An 18127-nucleotide genomic window follows, 5' to 3' on the forward strand; every position below is an offset into this window, starting at 1 on the left:
TGATCGGAAGCCTGCGAACAAAGGGACAAGCCCACGCTCGACAGCGGGGGTGGGGTGAGCCATATACTCGGTTCCCGTTCCGTACCCCTGGCGCGAGCGCACCCGCATGTCCCATCCCGTCCTGACCGCCCTCCCGCAGAAGTCCCTGCCCAAGCTGGAGGCCGGCAAGAAGTTCGAACTGGTGTCGGAGTTCAAGCCCTCCGGGGACCAGCCGCGCGCCATCGGGGAGCTGACCGAGGGGCTGCGGGCGGGCGAGAAGGATCAGGTGCTGCTCGGCGTCACGGGGTCGGGCAAGACCTTCACCATGGCGCACGTCATCCAGCATGTTCAGCGCCCCACCCTGGTGCTCGCCCCGAACAAGACGCTGGCGGCGCAGCTCTATGGTGAGATGAAGTCCTTCTTCCCGAACAACGCGGTGGAATACTTCGTCTCCTACTACGACTACTACCAGCCGGAAGCCTACGTCCCGCGCACCGACACCTTCATCGAGAAGGAATCCTCGATCAACGAGCAGATCGACCGGATGCGCCACTCGGCGACGCGGGCGCTGCTGGAGCGCGACGACGTCATCATCGTGGCGTCGGTGTCCTGCATCTACGGCATCGGCTCGGTCGAGACCTATTCGGAGATGACCGTCGATCTGCGCAAGGGTCAGGTGGTCGCCCAGCCCGACCTGCTGCGCAAGCTGACCGAGCTTCAGTACAAGCGCAACGACGCGGCCTTCGGGCGCGGCCTGTTCCGGGTCCGCGGCGACACGGTGGAGCTGTTCCCCGCCCACATGGAGGACCGTGCCTGGCGCATCTCCCTGTTCGGCGACGAGATCGAGGGCATTCATGAGATCGACCCGCTGACCGGCGAGAAGATCGCCTCGCTGGAGGCCGTGCGCATCTATCCCAACAGCCACTATGTGACGCCCAAGCCGACGCTCAACCAGGCCATCGAGCAGATCAAGCGCGAGTTGAAGCTGCGGCTGGAGGAGTTCAACGCCCAGGGCAAGCTGCTGGAGGCGCAGCGGCTGGAGCAGCGCACGACCTTCGACATCGAGATGATGGCGGCCACCGGCGCCTGCGCCGGCATCGAGAACTATTCGCGCTACCTGACCGGCCGCGCGGCGGGCGAGCCGCCGCCGACGCTGTTCGAGTATCTGCCGGGCGACGCGTTGCTGATCGTGGACGAGAGCCACGTCATGGTGCCGCAGATCGGCGGCATGTACCGCGGCGACCGGATGCGCAAGGAGACGCTGTCCGAGTACGGCTTCCGCCTGCCCAGCGCCATGGACAACCGCCCGCTGAAGTTCGAGGAGTGGGAGGGCATGCGCCCGCAGACGGTCTTCGTCTCGGCCACCCCCGGCCCCTGGGAAATGGAGCGCACCGGCGGCGTCTTCGCCGAGCAGGTGGTCCGTCCGACCGGCCTGATCGACCCGGAGGTGATCATCCGGCCCACCGAGACGCAGGTGGACGACCTGATCCACGAGTGCAAGGAGGTGGTGGCGAAGGGCAACCGCGTGCTGGTCACCACGCTCACCAAGAAGATGGCGGAAGCTCTGACCGAGTACATGCACGAGGCGGGTCTGCGCGTGCGCTACATCCACTCCGACGTGGAGACGCTGGAGCGCATCGAGATCATCCGCGACCTGCGGCTCGGCGCCTACGACGTGCTGGTTGGCATCAACCTGCTGCGCGAGGGGCTGGACATCCCCGAATGCTCGCTGGTCGCCATCCTGGACGCCGACAAGGAGGGCTATCTGCGCTCCAAGACCTCGCTGATCCAGACCATCGGCCGCGCCGCGCGCAACGTCGAGGGGCGGGCGATCCTCTACGCCGACAAGGTCACCGCCTCCATGCAGTACGCCATCGACGAGACGGCGCGCCGCCGCGAGAAGCAGCGGGCCTACAATCTGGAGCACGGCATCACGCCGGAGTCCGTGAAGAAGGCCATCGGCGACATCCTGGAGAGCGTCTACGAGCGCGGCGACCATGTCACCGTGAAGACCGGCCTGAACGCGACGGAGCTGGTCGGCCACAATCTGAAGTCGGTCATGGCCGACATCGAGAAGCGCATGAAGGCCGCCGCCGCCGACCTGGAGTTCGAGGAGGCCGCCCGCCTGCGCGACGAACTCCGCCGGCTGGAGGCGATGGACCTCGGGCTGGAGCAGCCGGGCAGCATCGGCATCAGCTCCGCCCGCCAGGGCCGCGGCATTCCCGAGGGTGCTCCGAAGAAGCAGGGGCGCCGGGGGCGGCGCTGACAGGGGGGCGCCGACAGGGGGCGCCGACAGGGGGGCGAGTTCCTCCTGTGGAATAATTTCCCCGTCGCAGGCGTTCATCCTGCCAGTACGGTCCGCCCGCCGGGCCGCGATCCCTGGCACAGGAACGCCAATGACGACGCTCCGCTCGCTGTCCCTTTTGACCTTCGCCGCGCTTCTGCTGTCCGGCTGCTACGTCGCCGCCGGGACGCCCGGTCCCGTCTATGGCTACGGACACCGGTCCTATGGCTACGGGTATTATGAGCGCCCGCAGCACCGCCATTACGGGCCGCCGCCCGTCGTGTACGGCCGCCCCTACTACGGTGGCTATTATGGCGGGAATCGGGGTGGTCATCATGGCGGACCCCGCCACCATCACCGGCATGGCGGCTGGGGAAAGGGCGGCTGGTGAGGAGCGGCCGGCGCCGGCCCGTCACCGGCAATCGTCGTTAACAAAGGCTCAATGCTTTGGTCCGATCATGACCTGAATACATTCGCTCCCGCTGATGCACGAATCCGAAGCGCGGGAGACGACGCAGGGCAGGAAAGGGTCGGGGACCCATGAGCGACCAACTCACCAGGGACGACGTGACCCGACTGTTGTCGGACCCGTCGCCGAACAGCCGTTCCGAACTGGCGGTCAAGATCGCCAAGCAGTTCTCCGCGACCAGCTTGTCGGAAAGCGAACGGCGGCTCGCCGAGGACATCATCCGCTTCATGGCGCGCGACGCCGTGGTGCGCGTGCGCCAGTCGCTGGCCGAGAACCTGAAGGCCAACCCGGCGCTGCCGCGCGATGTCGCGCTGATGCTGGCGCGCGACGTCGAGGCCGTGGCGATCCCGGTGCTCAGCGTCTCCACGGTGCTGACCGACGCCGACCTCGTCGAGCTGGTGCGGACCGGCACGGACGCCAAGCACACCGCCATCGCGCAGCGCCCGGCCCTGTCGGCCAGCGTCGCCGACGCGCTGATCGACACCGCGTCGGAAGGGGCGGTGGCGGTCCTGGTCGCCAACGAGAGCGCGGACCTCGGCGAGCGCACGCTCGGCCGGGTCATCGAGCGCTTCGCCGACAGCGAAACCGTGCAGGAGCCGCTGGTCCAGCGCGCCCGCCTGCCGATCACCATCGCGGAACGGCTGGTCGCCGTGGTCTCGGAAAAGCTGCAGCAGCATCTGGTGGCCAACCACGACCTTCCGGCCAAGGTCGCCGCCGACCTGATCCTGCAAAGCCGCGAACGCGCCACCGTCTCCCTCTTCTCCGGGGAAAGCGACGAGGGCGCGCTGGAACGGCTGGTCGCGCAGCTGTCGCGCAGCGGCCGCCTGACCCCGTCGCTGATGGTTCGGGCGCTGTGCATGGGGGACGCCGCTTTTTTCGAGACGGCGCTGTCCTACCTCGCCAACGTGCCGCTCACCAACGCCCGCCTGCTGATCCACGACGCCGGGCGGCTGGGTCTGAAGTCCATCTACGACAAGGCCAAGCAGCCGCCGGCCCTGCTGCCGGCCTGCCGGATCGCCTTGGACGTGTTGAAGGAAACCCCCTACGACGGCGAGGCGCACGACATCGAACGCCACCGCCGCCGGGTGATCGAGCGCATCCTGACCCAGTATGAGGATCTGGCGGCGGAGGATCTCGATTACCTGCTCGACAAGCTGGGTGACCTCATGCGCGTGGAAACGAAATAACGCCGAAAATCCCGAGAATTGCGCGGTGCGCAGTTTTCGGTTGCGGCGACTGGCAGAGCTGGCAACTTTTCATTTGCCGCCGCTTTGGCGTGATCTGACCGCTCTCTCACGATCACCTTTGACAGTCCGTTCCGCGGTGCCGTTTGGCGGCGCCCGCTGTTCCTAACCTTTGCGTCTGGCCGCGGTCCTTTGCCAGAACCTTGGAAGGGAGAGCGCGTTGCCTGCTGACAGCAATGGACGGGGGTCGGCGCCTTCGGGCGAATCCGGCCGGGGCTTCCGGCCGGCGTCGCTGGACGCCGTGAATTTCCTGCTGGCGGACGTGCGGGGGGCGCTCGGCCCCTATCTCAACGTCTTCCTGGTCACCCAACAGCATTGGAGCCAGTCGGAGGTCGGTCTGGTGACCAGCCTCGCCGGCTGGCTCGGGCTCGCCGTGCAGACGCCGATCGGAGCGGCCATCGACGCCACCCACCGCAAGCGCGAGGCCATCGTCGTGGCGCTGGCCGTGCTGGGCGCCGGGGCGCTGTGCATCTACCTGTTCCCCAATTTCTGGCCGGTCCTGATCGCCAACACGCTGATCGCTGTGGTCGGCGACGTGTTCGGCCCGGCCGTGGCCGCCCTGACCCTCGGCCTCGTCCCGCAGCGCCTGCTCGCCCGGCGGATGGGGCGCAACGCCGCCTTCGACCACGCGGGCAACGTCGCCGTGGCGGCGCTCGCCGGGCTGGTCGGCTGGCTGTTCTCGCAACAGGCGGTGTTCCTGCTGGTGCCGGTCTTCGCGGTCCTGTCGTCGATGGCCGTCCTGTCGATTCCAGCCTCCGCCATCGACCAGCGCCGGGCGCGCGGGGTCGAGGCCTCCGCCGAAGATGGGGGGAGCGGCGGTGGGGCGGGCGGCGATGGGGCGAGCGAGGGGGAAAGGGTGTCGGGCATGGGCATCCTGGTCCATTGCCGGCCGCTTCTGATCTTCGGCGTCTGCGCCTTGCTGTTCCATTTCGCCAACGCGCCGCTGCTGCCGCTGGTCGGGCAGAAGCTGGCCGCGGCGCATCCGGAATGGGCGACCGTCATGATGTCCTCCTGCATCATCGCCGCCCAGCTCGTCATGCTGCCCATCGCCGTCCTGGTCGGGCGAACGGCCGACCGGCTGGGCCGCAAGCCGATCCTGCTGGTCGGTTTCGCCATCCTGCCCTTGCGGGCCGTTCTCTACACCCTGTCGGACAACAGCGCCTGGCTGATCGGCGTCCAGCTTCTCGACGGAGTCGGCGCCGGGATCTTCACCGCCCTGACGCCGCTGGTGATCGCCGACCTGATGCGCGGCACCGGGCGCTACAACCTCGCCTTCGGAGCGGTCGCCACCTTGCAGGGCGTGGGGGCGGCGACCAGCGGCTTCGTCACCGGCGTGATCGTCGACCGCTTCGGCTACTCCGCCGCCTTCCTGACGGCGGGGGCGATGGCTCTGATCGCGCTGGCCGCCCTGTTCCTGGGCTTGCCGGAGACCGCGCCGGCGATGCCGGCCGAAGCCGGGGCGGGCCCCTTGGAGGAACCCAGCCTCGCCGAGTGATCCGGAGGCCCGGCACCCGACCCGTCCGGCGTCGGCCGCCTTCAGAGCGCCCGGAATTCCCGGAGGCCGGCGATGGGCGGGGCCGTCAGGCGGGCGGCGGGCAGGAGGATCGTCACGGTGGTGCCGCGCCCCGGAGCGCTCTCCAACTCGACGTCGCCGCCGTGCAATTCGGCGAAGCGGCGGACGATGGGCAGGCCCAGGCCGATCCCTTCATGCTGGCGCACCAGCGAGCGCTCGCCCTGGATGAACGGGCTGAAGACGTGGTCGACGATCTCCGGCGGGATGCCGGGGCCGTCGTCGGCGACCGCGATGGCGACCATCCCGCCCTGGAGGGCGATCCGCACCGTGACCCGTCCGCCGCGGTGGCCGAACTTCACCGCGTTGTCCAGCAGATGGACGATCATTTCCGCCAGGCGGCGCTGGTCGGCGCGCAAGGTGACGGGGGGGCCGGGCTGAAGCGCGATGGTCTGCGCCTTGCCCTGCGCCTTGGCGCCGAGCAGATCGATGCAATGAATCAGCAGGGCGGGCAGGTCGATGGTCGATTCGGCGAGGTCGATGCCGCCGGAGCCGCGCGTGAAATCCAGGATGTTGTTGACCATGCCGAGCAGCGCCTTGCCGCTCTCCTCGATCAGCCGGACATAGTCCATGTAATCGTCGTGGCCGAGCGGCCCGTGCGCCTCGCTGGACAGCACCTCGGCGAAGCCGATGATGGCGTTCAGGGGGGTCCGCAACTCGTGGCTGGTCACCGAGAGGAAGTCGAGCTTGGCGCGGTCGGCCTGGCGCGCGGCCTCCAGGGCGGCGCTGAGTTCCGCGGTGCGCTCCGACACGCGGCGCTCCAGCCCGCGGTTCTGCTCGGCCGCGCGCTGGTAGAGCTTGCGGATCTCCAGAACGCTGCGCACGCGGTGCAGCAGCTCCCAGGCGATGAAGGGCTTGGTGAGGAAGTCGTTGGCCCCCAGCTCCAGCGAGCGCCGCCGCGTCTCCTGGTCGGTGTGGGCGGTCAGCACGAGGATGGGCACGACATCGTCGCCGTACAGGGCGTTGACGCGCTCCATCAGGTCGAAGCCGCTCATGTGCGGCATGCGGATGTCGATCAGCAGAAGGTCGAAGCGCTGCGCCTCGCAGAGGGCGGGGACCCGGCGCGGGTCGGTTTCACCCCGCACGGCGGTGTAGCCCTCGTGGATCAGGATGTCGCGCACCAGTTCGACGTTCGACGTGTTGTCGTCGACGATCAGGATGGCGGCGTCCTTGACGTCCCGCGCCAAGGTCGGATCAAGAGCGCTGCGGGTCATGGCGGAGCCGTTCCCGTCCCTTGGACGCACCTATGCATTCTGAACTCCCCTGTGCGCCGCCATCCCGCGGGATTTTACGGGATTTAGATTAACCTTGTGCACAGGAGGCGCGTCAAGAACAGTTGAGACAAATAAATGCGTTGTTGCGCCGCGTTAGCGGTATCATTCGGAGAATTCTTTAAAGCATATAAAATTTGTTGGGTTTAGGCGCGCTTTTCCCAGCCGCCGCGGTCGTTTTGTTGCCAGTAGGTGAGGGCGTGACCGGCGGCCTTGCAGATTTTCCAACGCTCGCGCGCCGCCAGCACCGCCTCCCCGTCGTTGCCGTCGAACAGGTCGCAGACGAGGTCGAAGGATCCCATCGCGCCGCTGGTCACGCCGTCCACCAGGATCAGGACGGTGGCCCCGTTGGGGTTCTCCTCCTCGGCGGTCAGCCAGACCGGCTGGTCGGCGGCGAAGCCGTCGCGCGCCGCGCCGTGCGGCAGGAAGGAGGAGGGGTCGTAGGTCCACAAATGCTGATTGAGCGCGTCCACCCGCTCCGGCGAGCCGGCCAGGACGACGGCGCGCCAGCCGCGCTCCAGGACCTTTTCCAGAATCTTCGGCAACGCCTGTTCGAGCGTGCGCCGCTGGAGGTGATAGAAACGGACCTCGCTCATAGCCCCTCGTGGAAATGGCCCTCTCCCCGCTTTCGGCGGACCGGAGGTCCGCCCGCCGCGCCGGCGCAAACGTCGTCCGCGCGCGAGCGGCGGGGAGAGGGCTGGAGCTTACTTGCCCTCGTGGTAGCTCGCCACGAAGCGGTCGAGCAGGCGGACGCCGAAGGCCGTGCCGCCCTTCGGCACGGTGGCCGTGTCCTTCTTCGACCAGGCGACGCCGGCGATGTCGATGTGCGCCCAGGGCAGATCCTCGACGAAGCGCTTGAGGAACTGCGCGCCGATGATGCTGCCGGCCCCGCGGCCCGAACCGACGTTCTTCATGTCGGCGATGTCGGAGTTGATGTCCTTGTCGTAGGCGTCGCCCATCGGCAGGCGCCACAGCGGCTCGCCCACCGACTTGCCGGCGGCCAGCAGGTTCTCGGCCAGCCAGTCGTCGTTGGCGAACAGGCCCGCGTGCTCATGGCCCAGCGCGATGATGACGGCCCCGGTCAGGGTGGCGAGGTCGACCAGCAGGCGCGGCTTGAAGGTTTCCTGCGCGTAGGTCAGGCAGTCGGCCAGGACGAGGCGGCCTTCCGCGTCGGTGTTGATCACCTCGATGGTCTGGCCGGACAGCGAGGTCACCACGTCGCCGGGCCGCTGCGCGGTGCCGGACGGCATGTTCTCCACGAGACCGACGATGCCCACGGCGTTGACCTTCGCCTTGCGGGCGGCCAGCGCGCGCATGGTGCCGATGACCACCGCGGCGCCGCCCATGTCCCACTTCATGTCCTCCATCCCGGCGGCGGGCTTGATGGAGATGCCGCCGGTGTCGAAGGTCACGCCCTTGCCGATAAAGGCGAGCGGGCGGCGGTCCTCGGCGTCGGGGGCGCCGTCCCAGCGCATGACGACGACGCGCGGCTCGAAGGCGCTGCCCTGGGCGACGCCGATCAGCGCGCCCATGCCGAGCTTCCTCAGCTTCTTGAGGTCCAGCACCTCGATCTGCAGGCCGACGTCGGTCAGGTCCCTGCAGCGGTCGGCGAGGCTTTCCGGGTTCAGGACGTTGGCCGGCTCCGACACCAGGTCGCGGGTGAAGGCGACGGATTCGGCCAGCGGCTCCAGGCGGCCGTAGGCGCGCTTGGCGGCGTCCGGCTCCGCGGTCAGGACGATGATCTTCTTGAGGGAGGGCTTGGCCTCCTTCTTCTCGGTCGTCCGGTACTTGTCGAAGCGGTAGGAGCGGAGCTGCGCGCCGAAGGCCAGTTCCGCCGCCGCGGCCTCGGGAGCGACGGTGCCGCCGTCCGGCAGGTCGAGCAGGACGGAGACCTCGGTCTCGCCGGACTTGTCCAGGGCGGCGACGACGGCGCCGCCGACGGCCTGGAGGGTGGCCTCGGACAGATCCTCCCCCTTGCCGACGCCGACCAGGAGGATGCGGTCGAACTCGACCCCGGCGGGGGCGAGGATCGCCAGCGTCTCCTCCCGCTTGCCGGTGAAGCGGCTGGCCTTCATGGCGCGGGACAGCGTGCCGCCCGTCTTCTGGTCGAGATCCTGCCCCGCGGCGCCGAGCGCGCGATCGGTGGCGACGGTGACGGCGACGGTGCCGGACTTGGGCAGCGCGGGCTTCGCAAAGGCGAACTTCATCGGCTCCTCTCGGGCTCCTCTCGGCTGGGACGGCCGGCGCGCGGGCGCCGGGGCGGGTGGGATCGATCCGCAACCACCCTGGGATAAAGACCTTCCCGTGCGCCCTGTCAAGGCGCGGACCGGTTGTTTCCCGCGCCCGTCCGCAGTACATAGCCCCGGCACGCCGAGCTGTAAGCCCCCGGCGCGCCGCGTACCGCCCGTCGATCGGCCGGGGAGGCCGGAGCCCATGTATTCATCCGCCACGCTGTCGCGCTACATCGGGCGCCAGTTCGTCACCTGGTTTCTGCTGCTGCTTGGCATCCTGCTGTCGATCATCCTGCTGCTCGACGTCGTGGAACTGCTGCGCCGCGCCGGATCCAAGCCGGACATTACCTTCTGGCTGGTCCTGCGCATGGCCCTGCTGAAGCTGCCGGAGATCGGGCAGCAGATCTTCCCCTTCGTGATCCTGTTCAGCGGCATGTTCACCTTCTGGCGGCTGACGCGCAGCGCGGAGCTGGTGGTGGCCCGCGCGGTCGGCGTCTCGGCGTGGCAGTTCCTGACCCCGGTGCTGATCGCGGCGCTGATGATCGGCGCCGTGAAGGTGACGATGATCAACCCGGTCGGCGCCGTCTTCATCGCCAAGTACAACCAGCTCCAGGACCGCTACCTGAAACTGAAGTCCAGCAGCTTCGACGTCTCGCGCAGCGGCCTCTGGCTGCGCCAGCAGGAAGCGGGGGAGCAGTACTTCATCCACGCCGACTGGGTGAGCCCGCAGACGTTCGAGATGTCGCAGGTGATCGTCCTGCGCTTCGACAGCAACATGACCTACATCGGCCGGGTGGACGCGCCGCGCGCCGTGCTGCGCGACCGGAAGTGGGAGCTGCAGGACGCCACGATCAACCTCGGCAAGAAGGAATCGGAGACGGTTCCGGCCTACGTCATCCCGACGGAGCTGAACCGGACCACCATCGAGGAGAGCTTCGCCGCGCCGGAGACGATCTCCTTCTGGGAGCTGCCGCAGTTCATCCGCACGCTGGAGGCCACCGGGTTCCCGGCGGTGCGGCACCGGCTGCACTACCAGTCGCTGCTGTCGCAGCCCCTGCTCTATGTGGCGATGGTCCTCTTCGCCGCGGCCTTTTCGCTGCGGCTGCCGCGGCGCGGCGGCACCATGACCATGGTGTCGGGCGGCGTCCTGACCGGGTTCGTGCTGTTCGTGATGACCGACGTGATCCGCACCTTCGGCATCTCGGAGACCATCCCGCTGGCCATGGCGGCCTGGAGCCCGGCCTGCGTCAGCGTCCTTCTCGGCACCGCGGCGCTGCTGCATCTGGAGGACGGCTGACGCGGCATCCAAAGCCCGGCCGACGCCGGCCGCCCGGCCTTTGGACACAATTCCGTTCCAGGATGCGTCCCACGATTCCGTTTACACGCGCCCAGGGGGGCCGTATTAAACGGCAACCACCTCTGGAGTCTGGAGCACCATGCAGAGTTTGCGAGCCGTCCGGTCTGCCTTCGCCGTGGCGACCGCCTGCGCCCTTCTTGCCGCCGGAGCGCCCGCCGCGGCCCAGACGCGGGCTCCCAACGCTCCGAACAGCCCGGCGGGAACGCAAGGCCCCGCGGAACGCATCGCCGCCGTCGTCAACGACGAGGTCATCTCGCTGTCCGACGTGCACGCGCGGATCCGTCTCGCTCTGCTGAACGCCGGCGCCCAGGACAGCGCGGAGACGCGCCAGCGCCTGACCCCGCAGGTGCTCCGCCAGCTCGTGGACGAGCGGCTCCAGCTCCAGGAGGCCAAGCGTCTCGGCGTCTCGGTTCCGTCGAAGGACATCGACGAGGCCATCGGCCGCATCGCCGAGCAGAACCGCATGGGACGCCCGCAGCTCGAAGCCATGCTGAAGGCCCAGAACGTCCCGGTCTCCACCCTGCGCGAGCAGGTGCGGGCGCTGCTGTCCTGGCAGCGGGTGATGCAGCGCCGCATCCGCCAGGAGGTGGTGATCGGCGACGAGGAGATCGACGCCGTGATGCAGCGCATCAAGGCCAACATCGGCAAGCCGGAATATCTGGTGGCCGAGATCTTCCTGGCGGTGGACAGCCCCGACCAGGACGAGGAGGTGCGCCGCAACGCCGAACGGCTGGTCGAGGAGGTGCGCCGCGGCGGCAACTTCGCGGCGCTCGCCCGCCAGTTCTCGCAATCCGCCGGCGCCGCCTCGGGCGGCGACATGGGCTGGGTGCGCACGGGCGAGCTGAACGCCGAACTGGACAAGACCCTGTCCACCATGCGCGCCGGCCAGCTCTCGTCACCGGTCCGCACGGCGACCGGCTACCACGTCCTGCTGGTGCGCGACCAGCGGCCCTTCGGCAGCAACGCCTCCACCGCCCCGCCGCCGACCCCGCCGCGGCCGCGGCCCCAGCCGAAGCCCGATCTGGCCAAGGCCAAGGTCAACATGAAGCAGATCGTCATCCCGGCCCCCTCGAAGGAGGAGCTGAAGGCGGTCCAGGCCCAGGCGGAGAAGCTGCGCAAGTCGATCAAGAGCTGCGCCGACTTCGACGAGAAGGCCCGCGCCATGGGCATTCCGGAGTCGGGCGACATGGGCACGCTGCGGGTCAAGGACCTCGCGCCGGGCCTCCAGCAGCTCGCCGTCGGCATCCCGCTCGGCCAGCCCAGCCCGGTGCTGATGAGCCCGGGCGGCGCCGTCATCCTGATCGTCTGCAAGCGCGACGTGCCGATGATCGAACCGCCGCCGGAAGCCGAGCCGCAGCCGGTGGCCGCCCCGGCCCCGCCGCCGATCGACCCGAAGGACATCAAGATGCCGCCGCGCGAGGAGATCGAGCGCGACCTGATCAACGAGCGCGCCGACCTGCTGGCCCGCCGCTACCTGCGCGACCTGCGACGCACCGCCTTCGTGGAGATCCGCAACTGATGACCGAATCCGGCGTCCGGCCGCCGCTCGCCCTGACCATGGGCGAGCCGGCGGGGATCGGCGGGGAGATCGCACTGAAGGCCTGGGCGGAAGCTCAGGGGAAGGCCGGGGCGGCCCGCGCGGACGGTGCGGTGCCGCCCTTCGTCCTTCTGGACGATCCCGCCCGCCTGGAGGCGCTCGCCGCCCGGCTCGGCCTGCCGGTTCCGGTGAGGGCGGTGGGCAGCATGGCCGAGGGGGCGGCGCTGTTCGGCGCGGCGCTGCCGGTGCTGCCCCAGCCGCTGGCGGCGCCGGTCACCCCCGGCCGGCCCGACCCGGCCAACGGGGCGGCGGTGATCGCCAGCATCGACCGGGCGGTCGACCTGGTCCGCCGGGGGGAGGCGTCGGCGGTCGTCACCAACCCGATCCAGAAATCGGCGCTCTACGCCGCCGGCTTCCGCCATCCCGGACACACTGAATATCTGGCCCATCTGGCCGGGCTCGCCGATGAGCCGGTGATGATGCTGGCCACGCAGGATCTGCGCGTCGTGCCGGTGACCATCCATGTCTCCGTCCGCGACGCGGTACCGCTGGTGACGCGGGAGGCGATCCTGCACGCCGGGCGGGTCACCGCGGCGGCGCTCGCCCGCGATTTCGGCATCGCGCGGCCCCGGCTGGCCGTCGCCGCGCTGAACCCCCACGCGGGGGAGGGCGGCGCCATGGGGCGCGAGGAGATCGACGTCATCGCCCCGGCGGTCGCCGATCTGCGGGCGGAGGGCATCGACGCGGTGGGGCCGAAGCCCGCCGACACGCTGTTCCACGCGGCGGCGCGGCGCGGCTACGACGCGGCGCTGTGCATGTACCACGACCAGGCGCTGATCCCGCTGAAGACCATCGACTTCGACACGGGGGTCAACATCACGCTGGGGCTGCCCTTCGTCCGCACCTCGCCGGACCATGGCACGGCGCTGGACATCGCCGGCACGGGCAAGGCCGGCGCGTCGAGCCTGATCGCCGCCCTGACGACGGCGGAGGCCATGGCCGCCCGCCGCCGCGCCTGACCTTCGCCGCCGGTAAGCGTCAGAGACGGACCGAGCTGCTGGAGAAACGGCTGGCCGAGCTGTGGTCGATGGAGGTCAGCGCGACCGACGCGCCGACGGCGATCACGATGGCGGCGGCGAAGCCGAGCAGCATGGCTTTCATGGGATGGCGCTCCTGGAACCTGATTTTGGTTTCGGCGCAAAGGCGCCTTTTTCCAAGACCATAAGCGGGGCGGAGCGCGCTTTCAACCACACTCGGGACTCGGCTGGGGAGAACGCGCCTACGCCGCTGAGGTCAGGGCGTTGCGCAGCACCTCCGGCGCCACCGGCTTGTGCAGCAGGCGGTGCCCGCTCTGCTGGACCTCGGCGATCCGCGCGGGGTCGGTGTCGCCGGTCAGCACCAGCGCCGGCACCCGCACCCCGCAGACGCCGTAGATGTCGCGGATGGCCTGAAGCCCCGTCCGCCCCTCGCGCAGGCGGTAATCGGCGACGATCATGTCGGGGCGCTGGCCGAGGCTGGTCAGCGTGCCCACCGCCTCGTCGGCGGAGACGGCGGCCACCACCTCGTACCCCCACTCCTCCAGCATGGTCCGCATGGAGAGCAGGATGATGGCGTCGTCCTCCACCACCACGACCAGCCCCTTGCCGCTGTTGGCGGGGGGCTGGACGGCGGACTGGGCGGCCGGGCGGCAGGTCTTCATCACCTGACGCGGCGCGACCGACGGCACGGTCAGGCCGAAGGCGCTGCCCCGCCCCGGGCGGGAGCGCAGCGTCACCTCATGGCCGAGCAGGCCGGCCAACCGCCGCACGATGGCGAGCCCCAAACCCAGCCCCTTGCGCCGGTCGCGCTCGGGGTTGGCGAGCTGGGTGAATTCGACGAACACCTCGTCGCGCTTGTTCTCAGGAATGCCGATGCCGGTGTCGAGCACCTCCACCCGCAGGCCCTTGCCGGTGCGGCGGCAGCCGATCAGGATCCGCCCGCTCTCCGTGTAGCGGATGGCGTTCTCGACGAGATTGCGCAGGATGCGCTCGACCAGCGCCGGATCGCTGCGCGTCCAGCCTTCGGTGTGGACGAGGCGCAGGGCGATTCCAGCCTCCGCCGCGCGGCCCCGGTATTCGTCGGCCAGGCGCTGCAGCAGCGGACCCAGCGCGAACTCCGTCACCGCGGGGGTGACCACCCCGGCGTCCAGCCGCGACACGTCCAGCAGGCTGTCCAGCAGCGTGCGCAGGCCATTCAGCGACTCGCTCATGCTCGCCAGCAGGGGAGAGGCCGGATGGCCGTCGAGCCGGTCGGACAGGGCGTGGGCGAAGAAGAACAGCGACTGCACGGGCTGGCGCAGGTCGTGGCTGGCCGCGGCGAGGAACTTGGTCTTGGCCATGTCGGCCCGCTCGGCGTTGTCGCGGGCGGCCAGAGCCTCCTCGCGGGCGCGCTCCGCCTCCGCCTTGGCGCGGTGCAGGGCGTCTTCCGCCGCCTTGCGGGCGGTGATGTCGCGCATGATGCCGGTGAACAGGCGCTGCCGCCCGTCGTGCCATTCGGCCACCGACAGCTCCAGCGGGAAGAGTGAGCCGTCCTTGCGCCGGCCCTCGACCTCGCGGCCGATGCCGATGATCCGCCGCTCGCCGGTCTCGCGGAAATGGGCCATGTAGCCGTCATGGGCGGAGTGGTGCGGCTCGGCCATCAGGATGCGCACGTTGGCGCCGATGGCCTCCGCCGCGGCGTAGCCGAAGGTCGTCTCGGCGGCCCGGTTGAAGGACTGGATGATGCCGGTTTCGTCGATCACCACAATGGGGTCGACGGCGGTGTCGACGACGGCGCGGTAGCGCGCCTCCTGCCCCGCCGCGTGCTCCGCCGAGCGGCGCCGGTCGATTAGGACGGAGAGCAGCCCCAGGGAGAGGATCAGCAGCGTTCCCACCCCGGTCCCCACCGCCAGGGACGGGGTGGACAGCACGAAGCCGAGGTCGTCCGTCGCCGGAGCGGCGTCCGCATGGGCGGCATGCCCGATGGCGGTCGCGTCGGCGCTGGCGGCGGCCATGCCGACGTAATGCATGCTGACCACCGCGGCGCCGAGGACCAGCGCGCCGGACAGGCGCTGCAGGGGGCTGGCCGCGCGGAAGGCGAGCCAGAGCGCGGCGGTGGAGGCGGCGACGGCGATGACCACGGAGGCTGCGACCAGCGGCGTGTCGTAGACCAGCGGCACCGGCAGCCGCATGCCGGCCATGCCGACGTAATGCATGGCGACGATCCCGAAGCCGGTCAGCAGTCCCGCCGCCCCCAGGGTCGTCCGGCCGCCTCCGCCGTGCGCCACGGCGAAGAGGCCGGTCCCCGACACCCCGACCGCCAGGAAAAAGGACAACGCGGTCAGCAGGATGTCGTAGGACACCGGCACCGGCATGCGCATCGCCATCATGCCGATGAAGTGCATCGACCAGATCCCCGCCCCGAGCGCGAGCGCCGCGGCGCCCAGCCAGCCGTTCCGTCCCCGCCCGGCTTCCCGCGCGTGCGAGGCGAGGTCCAGGGCCACATAGCCGCCGAAAGAGGCCACGACAACGGACAGCGCAACGAGGTAAGGATCGTAATGGCCGAGCACGATGGGGCGCACCGAGAGTGGACGAGGGAACGGACGCGCAATGGCAGAAACGTTAGATAGTGAAAATCCGCAGCGAACCCAAGCCACCGAAACGCCCCTGTACGCCCGACGAAAGACCTAATGGCTACCTCGAACGGGAACTCTCCATCTGGAACTTTGGACCGGGCCTTGGGGCGGAGGCTGGGGGCTCTGCTGCGCCGCTTCGTGCTGCGCCCCCTGCTGACCGTGGCGGCGCTGATCTATTTCCTGATCGACGCGGTGGCGCTGGAGGCGGTGCGCCCGCTGGCCGCCTGGATCGGACGGCAGCGCTTCGCCGAGCGGCTGGCGGCGCGCATCCGCCGGCTCGGCCCCTATCCGACCCTGGCGCTGTTCGTGATTCCGCTGGTGATCCTGGAGCCGTTGAAGCCGGTCGGGCTGTACCTGATGGGAACCGGGCATGCGGTCCAGGGCGCTTTGCTGCTGGGGGCCGTGGAACTGGTCAAGGTCACGTTGGTGGAGCGGCTGTTCCACATCGGCAAGGACAAGCTGCTGACCATTCCGGCCTTCGCCTGGTGCTATGTCCGGGTGATGCGCTGGCTGGCTTGGCTGACCGCCCTGCCGCCCTGGCAGGCCGCCAAGCGGGTGGTTGGGCGCGTGCGCACGGCGATTCGCCCGGCGCTGGCGGTGGTCCGCGGCTGGGCACGGTCGCTGCGCGGCCATCTGCGCGCCGTGTTGAAAAAGGGGTAATCCTGTCCTGCGCTTGCCGCATCTTACGGACAACCTCATATCAGAGCGGTTTTGCAGACCGTCCCAAGGCCCACCCGTGCGTTTCCTCCCCCTGATGTTCGCCCTTTTCGTCGCCCTGGCGGCGCCCGCCGCCTTCGCGGCGGGCAAGTCCGGCTCCGTCTCCTCGCGCGAGGCGCGCATGGCCGACTGCGAGGCGGCGGAGAAGGGCGATCCGGAAGCGTCCTACCGCATGGCGCGGCGCTTCCTGTTCGGCGTCGGGGTGAAGCGCGACCAGCGGGTCGGCACGGCGTGGCTGCGCGCCGCGGCGTCGCGCGGCCACAAGGAGGCGCGGCGGCTGGTCGCCTATGTGCCGGGCCGCATGGGCCATGTCCGCCCCTGGTGCCGCCCCGGCGCCGCCCCCCTGCGCGAGGCGTCGCCCCCGCCGCCGGAAATCGTCGCGCTGGTCCACAAGACCGCGCCCCAGTACGGGCTGGACCCGGCGCTGGTCATGGCGGTGATCCGGGTGGAGAGCGCCTTCCGCTCCGACGCGGTGTCGCCCAAGGAGGCGGCGGGGCTGATGCAGCTGATCCCCGACACGGCGGAGCGGTTCGGCGTGTCCGACGTCTTCGACCCCGCCCAGAACATCCGCGGCGGCGTGCGCTACCTGCGCTGGCTCTTGGCCTATTTCCAGGGGGACGTTACGCTGGCCCTTGCCGGCTACAACGCGGGGGAGCGGGCCGTGGACCGCTACCGGGGCGTTCCGCCCTACGAGGAGACGCGGAACTACGTGCGCGCCATCCGCCGCCTGTACGACGCGCCGCGGCATCCCTTCGACGCCGAGGTGGCGGAGCCGTCGCCCCTGGTCACCCGGCAGGCGGCGGAGCTGGCGAAGCCCGGCAAGGGCTGAGAACGAACCAACAGGGGAGGGGCCACCCGTGCCGATGTCCGAACGCAGCTTTCTCGGCCTCAGCGCGGCGGGGTTCCACCGCGTCGCCTACACCCAGTGGGGGCGCGAGGATGCGGCCCGCACCGTGGTCTGCGTGCATGGCCTGACCCGCAACGGGCGCGATTTCGACGCGCTGGCGCTCGATCTGGCCGACCGCCGCCGCGTCGCCTGCCCGGATGTGGTGGGGCGCGGCAAGAGCGGCCGGCTGGCCAACCCGACGCTCTACGGCTATCCGCAATACTGCGCCGACATGGCCGGGCTGATCGCCCGGCTGGGGGTGGAGTCGGTGGATTGGGTCGGCACTTCCATGGGCGGGTTGATCGGCATGCTGCTGGCCGCCCAGCCGGACAGCCCGATCCGCCGTCTGGTGGTCAACGACGTCGGCCCCTTCATCCCCAAGGCCGGCCTGCAGCGCATCGCCGATTACGTCGGCAAGGACCCGGTGTTCGAGGATCTGGCGGCGGTCGAGTCCTACCTGCGCTTCACCCTGATGGGCTTCGGGCGGCTGCCCGACGAGGCGTGGCGCCACATGGCGGAGCACAGCGCCCGTCTGCGCCCGGACGGCTGCTACGGCCTCGCCTACGACCCGGCCATCGCCGAGGCCTTCAAGGCGCAGCCGATGGAGGACGTGGACCTGTGGGCCGTCTGGGACCGCATCCGCTGCCCGGTGCTGGTGCTGCGCGGCGCCACCTCGGACATCCTGCCGGCGGAGACGGCGGAGGAGATGACCCGACGCGGCCCCAAGGCCCGTCTGGTGGAGTTTGCCCACACCGGCCACGCCCCGGCGCTGATGACCGCGGACCAGATCGCCGCGGTGCGCGACTTCCTGCTGGAGGATTGACGGAGGTACCCCCGCATACGGCCCGCAAGCGGGCTGGATATGGCGGCGATCCTGCCTTAGCATGAATGGTACGGTTGCGCCGCAACGATGGTCCGGAGGCCCGACGC

At 69.9% G+C, this 18127-nt stretch carries 15 protein-coding genes; 10 read left to right on the forward strand and 5 right to left on the reverse strand.

The window, feature by feature from the left end; translation table 11 throughout:
• Positions 1-106: 106 nt before the first annotated feature.
• The 4 genes from uvrB to ABVN73_RS15260 all read left to right on the forward strand — a co-directional run bounded on the left by uvrB (position 107) and on the right by ABVN73_RS15260 (position 5471).
• Positions 107-2245, forward strand: a complete 2139-nt coding sequence (gene uvrB / locus ABVN73_RS15245; protein ID WP_353860490.1) for an excinuclease ABC subunit UvrB — start codon at positions 107-109, stop codon at positions 2243-2245.
• Between the two features lie 130 nt (positions 2246-2375).
• On the forward strand, positions 2376-2654 hold the full coding sequence (locus ABVN73_RS15250) for a neuropeptide-like protein 29 (protein WP_353860491.1): 279 nt from the start codon (positions 2376-2378) through the stop codon (positions 2652-2654).
• 149 nt (positions 2655-2803) lie between these two features.
• On the forward strand, positions 2804-3919 hold the full coding sequence (locus ABVN73_RS15255) for a DUF2336 domain-containing protein (protein ID WP_353860492.1): 1116 nt from the start codon (positions 2804-2806) through the stop codon (positions 3917-3919).
• 217 nt (positions 3920-4136) lie between these two features.
• Entirely contained in the window at positions 4137-5471 is a 1335-nt protein-coding gene (locus ABVN73_RS15260) for an MFS transporter (protein ID WP_353860493.1), read from the forward strand.
• Positions 5472-5512: 41 nt separating this feature from the next.
• On the opposite strand, the gene ABVN73_RS15265 is transcribed toward ABVN73_RS15260, so the two are convergent.
• From ABVN73_RS15265 to ABVN73_RS15275, 3 genes are all read right to left on the reverse strand, one after another.
• The gene (locus tag ABVN73_RS15265; RefSeq protein ID WP_353860494.1) at positions 5513-6760 is read right to left on the reverse strand and encodes a hybrid sensor histidine kinase/response regulator; all 1248 of its coding nucleotides are present in this window, start codon (positions 6758-6760) and stop codon (positions 5513-5515) included.
• Positions 6761-6963: 203 nt separating this feature from the next.
• Positions 6964-7413, reverse strand: coding sequence for a DNA polymerase III subunit chi (locus ABVN73_RS15270; RefSeq protein ID WP_353860495.1), 450 nt, complete (start codon positions 7411-7413; stop codon positions 6964-6966).
• Positions 7414-7521: 108 nt separating this feature from the next.
• On the reverse strand, positions 7522-9024 hold the full coding sequence (locus tag ABVN73_RS15275; protein ID WP_353860496.1) for a leucyl aminopeptidase: 1503 nt from the start codon (positions 9022-9024) through the stop codon (positions 7522-7524).
• Between the two features lie 226 nt (positions 9025-9250).
• Here ABVN73_RS15275 and lptG point away from each other — a divergent pair, with 226 nt between their 5' ends.
• The 3 genes from lptG (at position 9251) to pdxA (ending at position 12961) form a co-directional block, all read left to right on the forward strand.
• Positions 9251-10345: an LPS export ABC transporter permease LptG gene (lptG, locus tag ABVN73_RS15280; RefSeq protein ID WP_353860497.1), complete on the forward strand. Its 1095-nt coding sequence runs from the start codon at positions 9251-9253 to the stop codon at positions 10343-10345.
• A 139-nt stretch (positions 10346-10484) separates the two neighbouring features.
• Positions 10485-11924: a peptidylprolyl isomerase gene (locus ABVN73_RS15285; protein WP_353860498.1), complete on the forward strand. Its 1440-nt coding sequence runs from the start codon at positions 10485-10487 to the stop codon at positions 11922-11924.
• Positions 11924-12961 carry a 4-hydroxythreonine-4-phosphate dehydrogenase PdxA gene (gene pdxA, locus ABVN73_RS15290; RefSeq protein WP_353860499.1) on the forward strand — a complete coding sequence of 346 codons (1038 nt, stop codon included), beginning with the start codon at positions 11924-11926 and terminating at the stop codon, positions 12959-12961. The genes ABVN73_RS15285 and pdxA overlap by 1 nt, the downstream gene beginning before the upstream one ends.
• A gap of 19 nt (positions 12962-12980) precedes the next feature.
• On the opposite strand, the gene ABVN73_RS15295 is transcribed toward pdxA, so the two are convergent.
• Positions 12981-13103 carry a hypothetical protein gene (locus tag ABVN73_RS15295; RefSeq protein WP_257722160.1) on the reverse strand — a complete coding sequence of 41 codons (123 nt, stop codon included), beginning with the start codon at positions 13101-13103 and terminating at the stop codon, positions 12981-12983.
• A gap of 118 nt (positions 13104-13221) precedes the next feature.
• Positions 13222-15528, reverse strand: coding sequence for an MHYT domain-containing protein (locus ABVN73_RS15300; protein WP_353860500.1), 2307 nt, complete (start codon positions 15526-15528; stop codon positions 13222-13224).
• A gap of 120 nt (positions 15529-15648) precedes the next feature.
• Here ABVN73_RS15300 and ABVN73_RS15305 point away from each other — a divergent pair, with 120 nt between their 5' ends.
• The 3 genes from ABVN73_RS15305 (at position 15649) to ABVN73_RS15315 (ending at position 18020) form a co-directional block, all read left to right on the forward strand.
• Complete coding sequence (locus ABVN73_RS15305; protein WP_353860501.1) at positions 15649-16254, forward strand: hypothetical protein; 606 nt, start codon at positions 15649-15651, stop codon at positions 16252-16254.
• A 76-nt stretch (positions 16255-16330) separates the two neighbouring features.
• Positions 16331-17140 carry a transglycosylase SLT domain-containing protein gene (locus tag ABVN73_RS15310; protein WP_353860502.1) on the forward strand — a complete coding sequence of 270 codons (810 nt, stop codon included), beginning with the start codon at positions 16331-16333 and terminating at the stop codon, positions 17138-17140.
• Positions 17141-17168: 28 nt separating this feature from the next.
• On the forward strand, positions 17169-18020 hold the full coding sequence (locus ABVN73_RS15315; RefSeq protein ID WP_353860503.1) for an alpha/beta hydrolase: 852 nt from the start codon (positions 17169-17171) through the stop codon (positions 18018-18020).
• Positions 18021-18127: the final 107 nt, after the last annotated feature.

The organism is Azospirillum formosense (genome assembly GCF_040500525.1).
Lineage (GTDB): Bacteria > Pseudomonadota > Alphaproteobacteria > Azospirillales > Azospirillaceae > Azospirillum > Azospirillum formosense_A.

Coding starts and splice junctions, on each gene's coding strand:
- ABVN73_RS15255 (WP_353860492.1), top strand. CDS start 2,804: ATGAGCGACCAACTCACCAGGGACGACGTGACCCGACTGTTGTCGGAC.
- uvrB (WP_353860490.1), top strand. CDS start 107: ATGTCCCATCCCGTCCTGACCGCCCTCCCGCAGAAGTCCCTGCCCAAG.
- pdxA (WP_353860499.1), top strand. CDS start 11,924: ATGACCGAATCCGGCGTCCGGCCGCCGCTCGCCCTGACCATGGGCGAG.
- ABVN73_RS15265 (WP_353860494.1), bottom strand. CDS start 6,760: ATGACCCGCAGCGCTCTTGATCCGACCTTGGCGCGGGACGTCAAGGAC.
- ABVN73_RS15250 (WP_353860491.1), top strand. CDS start 2,376: ATGACGACGCTCCGCTCGCTGTCCCTTTTGACCTTCGCCGCGCTTCTG.
- ABVN73_RS15295 (WP_257722160.1), bottom strand. CDS start 13,103: ATGAAAGCCATGCTGCTCGGCTTCGCCGCCGCCATCGTGATCGCCGTC.
- ABVN73_RS15285 (WP_353860498.1), top strand. CDS start 10,485: ATGCAGAGTTTGCGAGCCGTCCGGTCTGCCTTCGCCGTGGCGACCGCC.
- lptG (WP_353860497.1), top strand. CDS start 9,251: ATGTATTCATCCGCCACGCTGTCGCGCTACATCGGGCGCCAGTTCGTC.
- ABVN73_RS15275 (WP_353860496.1), bottom strand. CDS start 9,024: ATGAAGTTCGCCTTTGCGAAGCCCGCGCTGCCCAAGTCCGGCACCGTC.
- ABVN73_RS15305 (WP_353860501.1), top strand. CDS start 15,649: ATGGCTACCTCGAACGGGAACTCTCCATCTGGAACTTTGGACCGGGCC.
- ABVN73_RS15270 (WP_353860495.1), bottom strand. CDS start 7,413: ATGAGCGAGGTCCGTTTCTATCACCTCCAGCGGCGCACGCTCGAACAG.